The sequence below is a fragment of the Pseudomonas sp. UYEF17 genome, from assembly GCF_040546125.1.
GTDB lineage: Bacteria > Pseudomonadota > Gammaproteobacteria > Pseudomonadales > Pseudomonadaceae > Aquipseudomonas > Aquipseudomonas putida_Z.
In genome coordinates this window covers 42,984-54,542 of record NZ_JBEPNE010000016.1, presented here as the reverse complement: position 1 = coordinate 54,542, position 11,559 = coordinate 42,984, and the positions used below count along the sequence as shown (strand labels likewise).

Annotated in this window: 11 protein-coding genes; 4 read left to right on the top strand and 7 right to left on the bottom strand. The window is 61.3% G+C overall.

Annotated elements, in window-relative coordinates; genetic code table 11:
* Positions 1–251 precede the first annotated feature (251 nt).
* Positions 252–578, top strand: coding sequence for a DUF1820 family protein (locus ABIB24_RS20765; RefSeq protein WP_013974341.1), 327 nt, complete (start codon positions 252–254; stop codon positions 576–578).
* Between the two features lie 3 nt (positions 579–581).
* On the opposite strand, the gene ABIB24_RS20760 is transcribed toward ABIB24_RS20765, so the two are convergent.
* The 4 genes from ABIB24_RS20760 to ABIB24_RS20745 all read right to left on the bottom strand — a co-directional run bounded on the left by ABIB24_RS20760 (position 582) and on the right by ABIB24_RS20745 (position 4,118).
* Positions 582–1,127, bottom strand: a complete 546-nt coding sequence (locus ABIB24_RS20760) for a tetratricopeptide repeat protein (protein WP_003257587.1) — start codon at positions 1,125–1,127, stop codon at positions 582–584.
* Between the two features lie 256 nt (positions 1,128–1,383).
* Positions 1,384–2,667: a glutamate-1-semialdehyde 2,1-aminomutase gene (hemL, locus tag ABIB24_RS20755; RefSeq protein WP_025340754.1), complete on the bottom strand. Its 1,284-nt coding sequence runs from the start codon at positions 2,665–2,667 to the stop codon at positions 1,384–1,386.
* A gap of 16 nt (positions 2,668–2,683) precedes the next feature.
* A complete protein-coding gene (thiE, locus tag ABIB24_RS20750; RefSeq protein WP_025340753.1) occupies positions 2,684–3,307 on the bottom strand; it encodes a thiamine phosphate synthase in 624 nt (207 codons plus the stop codon).
* A gap of 13 nt (positions 3,308–3,320) precedes the next feature.
* A complete protein-coding gene (locus ABIB24_RS20745) occupies positions 3,321–4,118 on the bottom strand; it encodes a hydroxymethylpyrimidine/phosphomethylpyrimidine kinase (protein ID WP_061550648.1) in 798 nt (265 codons plus the stop codon).
* A gap of 265 nt (positions 4,119–4,383) precedes the next feature.
* Here ABIB24_RS20745 and ABIB24_RS20740 point away from each other — a divergent pair, with 265 nt between their 5' ends.
* Both ABIB24_RS20740 and ABIB24_RS20735 read left to right on the top strand, forming a co-directional pair.
* Positions 4,384–6,372 (top strand): sensor histidine kinase, encoded by a 1,989-nt coding sequence (locus tag ABIB24_RS20740; RefSeq protein WP_274078603.1) that lies wholly within the window; start codon positions 4,384–4,386, stop codon positions 6,370–6,372.
* 488 nt (positions 6,373–6,860) lie between these two features.
* Positions 6,861–7,121, top strand: coding sequence for a DUF3077 domain-containing protein (locus tag ABIB24_RS20735; RefSeq protein WP_274078604.1), 261 nt, complete (start codon positions 6,861–6,863; stop codon positions 7,119–7,121).
* Between the two features lie 111 nt (positions 7,122–7,232).
* Here ABIB24_RS20735 and ABIB24_RS20730 read toward each other — a convergent pair whose 3' ends face one another.
* From ABIB24_RS20730 to ABIB24_RS20720, 3 genes are read right to left on the bottom strand one after another with little or no spacing between them, the layout of a single operon-like run.
* On the bottom strand, positions 7,233–7,850 hold the full coding sequence (locus tag ABIB24_RS20730) for a hypothetical protein (RefSeq protein ID WP_274078605.1): 618 nt from the start codon (positions 7,848–7,850) through the stop codon (positions 7,233–7,235).
* Positions 7,851–7,872: 22 nt separating this feature from the next.
* A complete protein-coding gene (locus ABIB24_RS20725) occupies positions 7,873–8,250 on the bottom strand; it encodes a hypothetical protein (protein ID WP_274078606.1) in 378 nt (125 codons plus the stop codon).
* Entirely contained in the window at positions 8,243–9,643 is a 1,401-nt protein-coding gene (locus ABIB24_RS20720; protein ID WP_274078607.1) for a PAAR domain-containing protein, read from the bottom strand. Before ABIB24_RS20720 ends, ABIB24_RS20725 begins: the two co-directional genes overlap by 8 nt.
* 256 nt (positions 9,644–9,899) lie before the next feature.
* Here ABIB24_RS20720 and ABIB24_RS20715 point away from each other — a divergent pair, with 256 nt between their 5' ends.
* Positions 9,900–11,552 (top strand): acyl-CoA dehydrogenase family protein, encoded by a 1,653-nt coding sequence (locus ABIB24_RS20715; RefSeq protein WP_274078608.1) that lies wholly within the window; start codon positions 9,900–9,902, stop codon positions 11,550–11,552.
* Positions 11,553–11,559 lie beyond the last annotated feature (7 nt).

Genomic DNA, 11,559 nt, shown 5'->3' with positions numbered 1-11,559 from the left:
ATGGATGTGAACTCAAGAATAACCCTTGAATGGCAGTGGCGAAAGCACTGAAACGTTCAACGGTATGTATGGCCTGTTCCGGCCCTATCGCCGGCAAGCCGGGCTCCCACAGATACTGCACAGGCCTGAAGCTTGCGCAGTACCTGTGGGAGCTGGCTTGCCGGCGATGAGGCCGGGACAGGCAACACAGATCAGCAAACCTGTCTGCTATGATGCCCGCCTTTTCTTACGCATGTGTTATCCCGACGAACATGAGCAAACGCGAACCTGCCATCTATAAAGTGATCTTCCTCAACCAGGGGCAGGTCTTCGAGATGTATGCCAAGCAGATCTACCAGAGCGACCTGTGGGGGTTCCTGGAAATCGAGGAGTTCGTGTTCGGCGAGCGTTCGCAGCTGGTGGTGGACCCGAGCGAGGAGAAGCTCAAGAGCCAGTTCGATGGGGTGATCCGCAGCTTCGTGCCGATGCACTCGATCGTGCGCATCGACGAGGTGGAGCGCCTGGGCACGGCGAAGATCAGCGAAGCCAAGGGCGGCGGCAACGTGATGCCGTTCCCCATGCCGATGCCGGAAAAGTAACCCTCAGGGGAGTGGCGAGAACGGCGTGCGCCCTTCGGCGTTCTGCAGTTCCAGCAGGTACTTGCGGAAGATCTGGCCGAGCACCTGGGTGGCATGCTCCAGTTCGTCGCGAGGCATTTGCTCGGTCACTTCGTCGGCCATGTCCAGCGCATCCTCGGCGCCGTTGACCGCGGCCATCTTCAGCAGGATGTAGGCCTGCACATTGTTGGCCTTGACCCCTTCGCCACGGAAGAACATGGCGCCCAGGCGGTACTGGGCCTCTGCATGGCCTTGCAGCGAGGCCTTTTCGAACCAGTTCAGGGCTTTGCCCAGGTTTTTCGGCGTTTGCGTGTAGTAGTACTCGCCCAGTTCGAATTGCGCCTGGGCATCCCCCGCTGTTGCCGTCTGCTCACAAGCCTTGAGGGCGTTTGCCAGATCTTCAGGCTGGACATTCAAGGTGCAGCGGCCCGTCGCCGGAATGAGCAACGAGTTACCGCCCTCCGCCAGGGCCAGCAGGGGCTGAAGAAGCAACAGGCAGCCCAGGGTCAGGGCGCGGCCGGTGCGGTTCATGGGGATCGACTTACCTCTGCAAAGCTGCGGCCAATGTCTCTGGTGGCACATTATGGGATAAGCAGCGCCAACCTTACAAAGTTTTACTCGAATTTCTGCTTGGTTGGGGAAGTCAGCTGATTGTGCATGGGTATTTGTTGCCTGTACCGGCCTCTTCGCGGGTGAACCCGCTCCCACAGGGACCGCACCGCTTTCACGGGTGCGCAGTCCCTGTGGGAGCGGGTTCACCCGCGAAAGGGCCGGTACAGACACTGCATTACTTCAGCGATGCAAAAGCCTTTTCAGCCGCATCCAGGGTGATCTGCAGCTCCTTGTCGCCATGGGCGATGGAGGTGAAGCCTGCCTCGAATGCGCTCGGCGCCAGGTACACGCCACCATCGAGCATCAGGTGGAAGAAGCGCTTGAAGCGCTCGGCATCGCTGGCCATCACGTCTTCGAAGGTGACGATGTCGTCGGCACCGCTGAAGTACAGGCCGAACATGGCACCGGCCTGGGTGGTGACGAACGGTACGCCAGCAGCATCGGCGCGCTGTTGCAGGCCGTCGAGCATGCGGCTGGTGTAGTCGGTCAGCTCGGCGTGGAAGCCCGGGCGGCTGATCAGCTTCAGGGTGGTCAGGCCGGCGGCCATGGCCAGCGGGTTACCCGACAGGGTACCGGCCTGGTAGACCGGGCCGAGCGGGGCGATGCAGCCCATGATTTCACGCTTGCCGCCGAAGCAGCCGACCGGCATGCCGCCACCGACGATCTTGCCGAAGGTCGACAGGTCCGGCTTGATGCCGTAGTGGCCCTGGGCGCCGCCGAGCGAAACGCGGAAACCGGTCATCACTTCGTCGAAGATCAACACCACGCCGTGCTTGTCGCACTGCTCGCGCAGGCCTTCGAGGAAGCCTGGCGCCGGCGGTACGCAGTTCATGTTGCCGGCTACCGGCTCGACGATGATGCAGGCTACGGTCTGGCCGACTTCGGCCAGGGTTTTCTCGACGGCGGCGATGTCGTTGAACGGCAGGGTCAGGGTGTGCTTGGCGAAGTCCGCCGGCACGCCCGCCGAGCTCGGCACGCCCTGGGTCAGCAGGCCGGAGCCGGCTTTTACCAGCAGGCTGTCGGAGTGGCCGTGGTAGCAGCCTTCGAACTTGATGATGGCGTCACGGCCGGTGTAGCCACGGGCCAGGCGGATGGCGCTCATGGTGGCTTCGGTGCCCGAGCTGACCATGCGCACCATCTCCATGGACGGCACCAGCGAGCAGACCAGGTCGGCCATCTCGGTTTCCATGGCGGTCGGGGCACCATAGGACAGGCCGTGCTCCAGCTGCCTGCGTACCGAGTCCAGTACCTCCGGGTGGCCGTGGCCGAGGATCATCGGGCCCCAGGAGCCGACGTAGTCGACGTAGCGCTTGTCATCCTCGTCAACGACGTAGGCGCCTTCGGCATGCTTGAAGAACAGCGGCGTGCCGCCAACGCTCTTGAAAGCGCGGACCGGCGAGTTGACGCCACCGGGGATGTGCTTCTGGGCTTGGGCGAACAGGGCTTCGGAACGGGACATGGGAGGATCTCTCGAATCAGGATGCGAACAAGGCGTTGAAGGCGCGGGCGCGGCGGGTGACTTCCTGCGCGCTGTCGGCACCGAACAGGCCGTGGATCACCGCCAGCAGGTCGGCGCCATGGGCGACCAGCGGGGCGGCGTTGTCGAGGGTAATGCCGCCGATCACCGCGATCGGCAGTTTCACCTGGGCGCGGGCCTGCTCCAGCAGTTCGATGTTGGCAGCGGGTGCACCCGGCTTGGTGACGGAATTGAAGAAGCGGCCAAAGGCCACGTAGCTGGCGCCTTCGCTGGCAGCCTGGGCGGCCAGTTCGAGGCTGGCGTGGCAGGTGGAACCGATGATCGCCTGGCGGCCGAGCAATGCGCGGGCCGGGGTCAGCGGGCCGTCGGTCTGGCCCAGGTGCACGCCGACGCCCAGGCGCGCGGCCAGTTCGGCGTCGTCGTTGATGAGCAACTGGGTGCCGTAGCGCTCGCATAGCTTCAGCAGCCCTTCGGCTTCACGCAGGCGGCGCGCCGCGTCGTCACTTTTGTCGCGGTACTGCAGCAGGCACACGCCGCCTTCCAGTGCCGCCTCGACATGGGACAGGAAACGGCCAGCGAGCAGCTGGCTGTCGGTGATGGCGTACAGACCGCGTAGCTTCATTGGAGGCCTCGTGTCAGGAGCAGAAATCCAGCGGCAGGCGGCGCGGCACGAACTGGCCCTTGCCCAGCTGTTCGGCGTCACGCAGGGTGCGCCAGGTGTAGTCCAGGGCGCTGCGGACGGCGCTTTCCAGCTGCTCGCCGAGGGCCAGGCGGCCGGCGAGGGCGCTGGCCAGGGTGCAGCCCGAGCCGTGGTAGCTGCCCGGCAGGCGCTGGCAGGTCCAGGTGTGGTGCTGGCCGTCGCGGCTGTACAGGCGGTTGTGAATTTCGTCTTCGTCGCCGTGACCGCCGGTAATCAGCAGGTGTCTACAGAACGGCAACAGTTTCTCGGCACACTCGTCGGCGGTGCCTTCGGGCAGTTCGGCAAGGATGCGGGCTTCGGGCAGGTTCGGTGTGGCGATGGTCGCCAGCGGCAGCAGGCGTTCGCGCAGGGCGTAGCCCACTTCGTCCTTGCCCAGGCGGCCACCACCACCGGCACGCAGCACCGGGTCGCAGACCAGTGGCAGGTGCGGGTGGGCGGCCAGCAGTTCGGCGACGGTGTCGACCATTTCGATCGAACCGAGCATGCCGAGCTTGACGGCGGCCACCGTGGAGTCGGCCAGCACGGCGTTGGCCTGGGCCAGCACCCACTCGCGGTCGAGCACGCGGAAGTCGGAAACGTTGACGGTATCCTGCACGGTCAGGGCGGTCACTGCGGGTGCTGCGTGACAGCCTTGGGCGATCAGGGCTTCGATATCTGCCTGCAGGCCGGCGCCGCCACTGGGGTCGTGGCCGGAGAGACAGAGGACAACGGGGCGGGAGCTGTAGGTATTCATGGTCGGCGAGCTTACCACCAATCCTGTTTGGGCGGATCGTCCTACAAATGAGTTTTGTTGATCATAAGGTCAGTTTTTTGCTGGTTTAATTTCTGAAAGCATTGATTTAGAGCCTTTTCTTTGTGATTTGATATGGTCGATTGCCAGGTTGCGAAGCTATGCTAGAGTGCTCGGATAACTCTACAAACGGGTTCTGCCGGATCGTGTCGTCTCAAACGGATGGGAGGCAACCGCGACTCGACCGGACAGGCCATGCTGGGGCTGTATGCGCTATTTGCTGATTGTGCTTCTGGGCTTGCTGCCCGTGCTGGCCGGGGCAGTCGATTTCGACGACGCTACGCGGCATCTTCCGCTGGGCAAGGCCATGCAGGTTTATGAAGACCTCGATGGCAGCGCCAGCATCGCCCAGGTCAGTGCCCCTGGGTTCGCCAAGCATTTTCGCCCCCACCACGAAGACGTGCTGAACGCCGGTTATTCCACATCGGTGTTCTGGCTCAAGGTCGAACTGCGCCCTGTCGCCGCGCCCGGCGCCGCCCCACGGCAATGGCTGCTGGAACTGGCCTATCCGCCGCTGGACCACCTCGAGCTGTACCTGCCCGACAGCAGTGGCAGTTACCGCCTGGCCCGGCGCACCGGCGACGCCTTGCCCTACCACAGCCGGCAGATCCTGCAGAACAACTACCTGTTCGAACTGCAGCTGCCGCCTGGCCAGGTGACCACTGCCTACCTGCGCCTGCACAGCCAGGGTTCGGTGCAGGCGCCGCTGGCGCTGTGGTCCGCCCAGGCCTACATGGAGGAGCAGCCCACGCGCCTGTATGTGCTGGGGATGATCTACGGCGTGCTGTTGGTGATGCTGGTGTACAACCTGTTCATCTACCTCAGCGTGCGCGACGTCAGCTACCTCTATTACATCCTCTATATCGCCTCGTTCGGCTTTTACCAGGTGTCGGTGAATGGCGCCGGTGTGGCCTACTTCTGGCCGGACAGCCCATGGTGGGCGAATGCTTCGACGCCGTTGTTCATCGGTGCCGCTGGCCTGTTCGGCTGCCAGTTCGCCCGGCATTTCCTGCAACTGGGCAGCATCAGCCGTGGTCTCGACCGGCTGCTACAACTGCTGATGCTGGGTGGCGCGCTGGTCATGGTGCTGGCGGTGAGCATGCCCTACGGCGTCGCCCTGCGCATGGCCACGGTGCTGGCGTTGCTGTTTACCGTGAGCATCTTCGCTGCCGGGCTGTACGCCTGGTGGCGTGGCTTGCGCGTGGCTCGCTGGTTCATCATCGCCTGGACGGCATTCCTGCTTGGTGGCCTGGTCAACACCCTGATGGTGCTGGGCTACCTGCCGAACGTGTTCATCACCATGTATGCCAGCCAGCTGGGGTCGGCGCTGGAGGTGGCTTTGCTGTCGCTGGCGCTGGCCGACCGCATCAACAGCCTGCGCGAGCAGCAGGCGCAGACCTTGCGAGACACCGGGCGCACGCTGGAACAACTGAACCTGCAACTGGCCAGGAGCAACCGGCTGAAAGACGAGTTCCTGGCCAGCGTGACCCATGAGCTGCGCACGCCGATGAATGGTGTGATCGGCTCGCTGGAGCTGATGCATACCCTGCCGATGGAGGCCGAGATGGCCCAGTACCACCGCACTGCGGTGGGCTCGGCCCAGGGCATGATGGATATGGTCGATGCCATTCTTACCCTGTCCGAACTGCAGGCCGGCCGCCTGCGCGCGCAGCCGGCGCCATTCAGCCTGCGTGACCTGCTGCAGGGCGTGCGTGCCGGTTATGCCGGGCAGGCTTTGGGCAAAGGCTTGTACCTGAGCCTGGACATCCCGGCCGATGTGCCGGACGGGTTGCTGGGCGATGCTCAGAAGCTGGCCCGCTGCCTGGGGTGCCTGGTGGACAACGGTTTGAAGTTCACCCACCAGGGCGGGGTGATGATCCAGGTGCGCGGGCGCCGGGTGGGGCCTGACGATCTGGCGCTGACCTTCATGGTCAGCGACAGTGGTATCGGCTTCGATGACCTCGACCAGGCGACCCTGTACCAGCGCTTCTTCCAGGTCGATGGCTCGATGACCCGGCGTTATGGCGGGCTGGGGATTGGTTTGTCGATCTGCCGGCAGATGGGGGAATTGCTGGGGGCACGGTTGTCGCATGAGTCGACGCGGGGGTTGGGGAGCCGGTTCGAGTTGAGTTTGAACATGGCTATTGCGCAGGTGCAGATGGCATCGAATGTTCTGCAGACGCGACGGTCGCTTTAGAGGTTTTCGTTTCCGCAGGCTTTGTTGGGGCTGCTTTGCAGCCCTTCGCGGGCACGCCCGCTCCCACAGGTTTGGCGCTGAATTCAGGCAATGTGCGATCGCTGTGGGAGCGGGCGTGCCCGCGAAGGGCCGCAAGCGGCCCCCAGGACATGCCCTGACCGCACCTGCACACCTACAACAATGCCAGACTCTTCCTACGCTTCAGCACTGGCAACTCCATCCCCTGCGAAATACCCTACAACCTCTGTCGACACGCGTCTGATTGTTCCTGCAAATCCCGCGCTCTAGGCTTTTCCAGTCGCTGACGGTTCAGCGATCGGGTGTGGAAACCTGGCAAGACCTATGGTGCGTGTCGTTACGACAGCTGTACGCGGGAGGCCTTTGGGCCTACCGGGTTCGCACCATGCCTGGTTTTCCACCCCGTGTGCAGCTGTCACCCCTATGTGTGGAAACGGATGGGTGGCACATATCTCCATGGTGCCGAACTCATGAACGACGAAACCAAAACCACCCCTGGCGTTACCTACTTCTACCAAGGCGACGGCCAAACCCATCCACTGTTCCGCATTGCCGAGGGCATCCCCTGTCGTAGCGCCCGTGAGCAGGCCTCGGAACTGATGGGCTATGCGCGGGACTTGTCGCTTACCGGTTTGATGGATGGGGACCAGCAAATGATGTGGGCTTCGCACTACTTCGCAGCAATGGCCAAGGCGCTGTTGGATGATGCCGAGCTGGGTTTGATGCGCTGAGGTTTGTTTGGCTGCACCGGCCCTTTCGCGGGTGAACCCGCTCCCACAGGAGTTGTGCATAGACTGAAAGATGCGCTATCTCCGTGGAAGCGGGTTTCGCGCGGTGAGTCCTCAGGCAAGGCTGGGCAGCGCTAATGGTGCGTAAGCCGACAAAAATCCCAATAGTGCGGTAATGGGCATCCAGCAGATAATCAGCCATAGAACATTTGCCCAAGTTATTTTTGAATTTTCAAACCCACACGCATCATCCTCGTAAACATTGACTGATTGTTGAATCTGCACCATTGCTACCGAGAAAAAGGTGGTGTACAGGAGCATGAGTATAATCGGGATTGTGGTGAAAACTGAGAGTGGCAGGCTATCGAATACCTTTTCGGATATATAGAATTCCCAGCCCGCTATCATTAAGATGGGGGCGAAAAACATCAGGGTGACACCGAGCGCACTACCTTCTACGGGCCGGTTCGCTTGAGTGCAGCGAGCGACGATTTTTTTCATCAAGAAGTATATCGTCAACGCACCGAAAATTGTACAGAGCAGTGGGGTGAGTCTGAAGCCATGCTGGCCTCTAATAAGTAACCAGTGTCGATAGTACCAGTAGTAAAGGTACAGGCCCATCGATAAGGAGCCCATGATTATGAGTTTTGAAATGGAAATGACATAGAGTTGTGTTTTTTTAGGGGGCGAGGTGGTAAGCGATTCGGGGTGGTGCTTCTGGTCTGAGGTCATATGGGGTGGTCTCTCAGTTTGGCTATTCTATGAAGAAGTTTATGGCTATCCAGATGATGCCGATGATGTTCAGCAATGATGAAATAAGTATTTTTCTTTTTAGCTTTTTAGGGAATTGTAGATAGTCTTGCTCATCCATAAGCCCTCTGCGAATACTTGCGGCTGGTGATCCGATGGTGCCAGCGATTACAGAAATGACTAGTACTCTGGAGCCTATCTTTTTCTCTCCCCACATACCGGTCGCAAATGGAAGGCACGCACTCCGTTGGAGTGCCGATGTCATCTCTTTATATTGGCGAGAGCAGGCGATATGAACATCAGAAGCAAACCCAATAAAAATTAGGCATGCAGGTGTTGCTAGCAAGAATAGTCTTAGTTTTAAGTCAAGATGCTCAATCATCTGCAAAGACCTCGAAGACTAATTCGCCGAGTTTTTCGCCGTATTCCATGCCAACTATGCTTCCAGCCAAGGCTCCTGCACCAGTGATTACTATTCCGCATGCGAGAGTCCCAGATCCGAATCTCCAGCAAATCTTCGCAGAGACTCTGGCTGTTACTTTGCCAGCCGCCCAGCCGCCAGCTAAGCCGCCAGAGAAATTACTAGCCTCAGTAACTTTGACTTTTTCGCAGGCTCTGGAGTTTCCTTCTTTGCAGACTTCAGAGACTTTGATTGCCGAGCCTATGCCACCAATGGTTACGCCTATACGCCCTCCGGTTTTCAAATATCTGGCCATCTTGGCCAGTTTGTCCAAGTGCGTCGAATAACCAGGGATGTGTGTCGGTCCTCCCGCTTTGGTCCAGTGATGGACCAAACTTCTGGATGAGATTCCCAAGTCCCGCCGCAAACTTTCATAATTTCCGAGATTGAGCCGCTTGTTCAGAACGGTCGCGTTCAGGTTTGCACTTAATTGCTTAAATAGTTTCTGGCGCTCCGCAAAAAACTCAGGGTGCCTAAGATGCCCATGTTTGATGAATTGATCTTTATGCAGGTCTTCAATTTTTCGCAATATGTCGCTGAGCTCATCCAGCGACTTGCCAACCATCGCCTCACTCACCCCCATCGCCAGGCTCACATCACTGAGCAACCCGGCGATCTCGGCTTGATGGCGCATCATGAATTCGGCTTCCTCCGGCGTCAGTTCTGCCAACGCTTCCCGCGCCTGTTTCGCCGCACTCATCGCAATCAGTTCTTCACGCGTGCAGACCGGCCGCCGCAAGCCGTCGCCGATGACAAAGATTTCGCCTGCCTTGAATCCACGCTGATACGTCGGGTTCAGCCGTTCCAGAATCGAGCGGGGCAGGTTGGCCTGCGGTGCGCCGAGTTCTGCCAGGACTTCCTGATAAGACATACAGCGTGGAACGATGTAGAAGCCGGGTTCCATGCCTTGTGGAGTGGGCGATGGCTGAAGTACCTCAGGCTGGTATGTATCTCTTATCTGGTTACTCGTTTGAGCCTGTGGCGGTGACTCATAGACGGCCGCAGATGCCCTGCGCGGCGCCGGGCCTGTATGCGCAGGCGCAACCAGGCGATTGCTGCCCAATGGGCATCCGCATTGCACCAGCGCGCCGTCGACAGCCGTGGGTATGCCGTCCTGCGCCCAGCGGGACTCGCCTTCGATGAGGGTGCCTTCTTGGCCACAGCGCGGGCATGGGGTGGTCTTGTCGCCCTTTAGCAGCCAGTCTTTACCGTGTACACGGCCCCTGGCCTGGCCGGCAATGCAGATGGCGCCAGTGGTGGTTTCGTCACCATCCAGGCCCTGGCCTCGGCCGAAGATGTTCATGCGCATGCTCATGGCTCGTCTCTTTTTAAAAGTGGAAGCCAGGAACCTAGCAGCCTGTAGGCGGGTATTTTCAGGCAGGGGAGGGTTTAGGAAGGGTCCTACAATGGATAGGGATTTGGACTACAGCGCTTTCTGATGACAATGCGGGAATCGGGTCAGGGCTGACATGCGCCCCCCAACCACATGTTTAGTCATTAATGTCACTTTGACTGACCCGCGGGGAGTGCTTCACTGGGGCTCTCAAGCTACCCGGATCCAGGAGCCCCCGATGAACCTGCACCAGTACGCTGAAACCCACGAAGTCACCAACCAGCCACCGCCCCTCGACGGTGCCAACCTGTACCGTCTCGACCTTCCTCTACAGGAATGGTCGCGGCGCTTCGGTGCGGGTTGGGCCGAATCGCGGATCGATGCCTACGGTGCCCTGGCCGGCGGCCCGCTGATGCAGGCGGGCTTCCTGGCCAATGCGCACAAGCCGGAGTTCAGCAGCCACGACCGCTACGGCCATCGCATCGACCTGGTCGAGTTCCACCCCGCCTACCACGAACTGATGCGCACCGCCGTCGAGCACGGCCTGCCTTCGCTGCCATGGGCCGAACCCCGCCCAGGTGCCCATGTGGCGCGAGCTTCGATGACCTACCTGCACAGCCAGGCTGAGGCCGGTACCGGCTGCCCGCTGACCATGACCTTCGCCGCCGTGCCAGCGCTGCGGCTGCAACCCGAACTGGCCGAATACTGGCTGCCGAAAATCCTCGCCTGCGAGTACGACCCGCGCAACGTCGGCGACCGGCACAAGGCCGGGGTCACCTTGGGCATGGCCATGACCGAGAAGCAGGGCGGCACCGATGTACGCGCCAATACCACGCGGGCCTATCCGGTCGGCGCACCTGGCCCAGGCCAGCCGTATGAGCTGGTCGGGCACAAGTGGTTCTGCTCGGCGCCGATGTGTGATGCCTTCCTTACCCTGGCGCAGACCGAAAAGGGCCTGAGCTGCTTCTTGCTGCCGCGCCATCGGCCGGACGACAACCGCAACCAGTTCTATATCCAGCGCCTGAAGAACAAGCTGGGCAACAGTTCCAACGCCTCCAGCGAGGTGGAGTTCCGCGGTGCCCTGGCGTGGATGGTCGGGGAAGAAGGGCGGGGCGTGCCGACCATCATCGAAATGGTGGCCATGACCCGCTTCGACTGCATGGTCGGCTCCAGCGCCCTGATGCGCCAGGCGCTGACCCAGGCGACCCACCATTGCGCGCACCGCAAGGTCGGCGGGCGGCTGCTGAGCGAGCAGCCGTTGATGCAGAACGTGCTGGCCGACCTGGCGTTGGAAAGCGAGGCCGCGCTGGCCCTGAGCCTGCGCATGGGGCAGGCGCTGGAGCAGCTGGAAGACCCGCAGCAGGCGCATTTCGCCCGGCTGGTCACGGCGGTGGGCAAGTACTGGATCTGCAAGCGCGCGCCGGCGATGATCAACGAGGCCGCCGAGTGCCTGGGCGGGGCGGGTTATGTGGAAGACAGCATCCTGCCACGGCTGTACCGCGAAGCGCCGGTCAACTCGACCTGGGAAGGTTCGGGCAATGTGCAATGCCTGGACGTGCTGCGGGCCTTGTCCAAGGAGCCGGGCGTGCTCGATGCGCTGTTCGCCGAGCTGGGCGATGGGCACGGGGACCCGCGCCTGGCGGCGCACATCGGTAACCTCAAGGGGGCGTTTGCCGACACTGGCGACATGCAGTACCGCGCGCGGCAGCTGACCGAGGATATTGCCCTGGCGCTGCAGGCCAAGCTGTTGCTTGAGGCGGGCAATGCGGTGGTGAGTGATGCGTTTATCGACAGCCGCTTGACGGGGGGCGGGCGCGTGTATGGGGCGTTGCCGCGGGGTGTGGATGTGGAGGCATTGGTGGCCAGAGCGACGCCAGCACAAGACCTGTAGGAGCGGC

What these genes read in the sequence shown, in the direction of transcription:
- ABIB24_RS20765 (WP_013974341.1), top strand. Translation starts at nt 252, where the DNA reads ATGAGCAAACGCGAACCTGCCATCTATAAAGTGATCTTCCTCAACCAG.
- ABIB24_RS20760 (WP_003257587.1), bottom strand. Translation starts at nt 1,127, where the DNA reads ATGAACCGCACCGGCCGCGCCCTGACCCTGGGCTGCCTGTTGCTTCTT.
- hemL (WP_025340754.1), bottom strand. Translation starts at nt 2,667, where the DNA reads ATGTCCCGTTCCGAAGCCCTGTTCGCCCAAGCCCAGAAGCACATCCCC.
- thiE (WP_025340753.1), bottom strand. Translation starts at nt 3,307, where the DNA reads ATGAAGCTACGCGGTCTGTACGCCATCACCGACAGCCAGCTGCTCGCT.
- ABIB24_RS20745 (WP_061550648.1), bottom strand. Translation starts at nt 4,118, where the DNA reads ATGAATACCTACAGCTCCCGCCCCGTTGTCCTCTGTCTCTCCGGCCAC.
- ABIB24_RS20740 (WP_274078603.1), top strand. Translation starts at nt 4,384, where the DNA reads ATGCGCTATTTGCTGATTGTGCTTCTGGGCTTGCTGCCCGTGCTGGCC.
- ABIB24_RS20735 (WP_274078604.1), top strand. Translation starts at nt 6,861, where the DNA reads ATGAACGACGAAACCAAAACCACCCCTGGCGTTACCTACTTCTACCAA.
- ABIB24_RS20730 (WP_274078605.1), bottom strand. Translation starts at nt 7,850, where the DNA reads ATGACCTCAGACCAGAAGCACCACCCCGAATCGCTTACCACCTCGCCC.
- ABIB24_RS20725 (WP_274078606.1), bottom strand. Translation starts at nt 8,250, where the DNA reads ATGATTGAGCATCTTGACTTAAAACTAAGACTATTCTTGCTAGCAACA.
- ABIB24_RS20720 (WP_274078607.1), bottom strand. Translation starts at nt 9,643, where the DNA reads ATGAGCATGCGCATGAACATCTTCGGCCGAGGCCAGGGCCTGGATGGT.
- ABIB24_RS20715 (WP_274078608.1), top strand. Translation starts at nt 9,900, where the DNA reads ATGAACCTGCACCAGTACGCTGAAACCCACGAAGTCACCAACCAGCCA.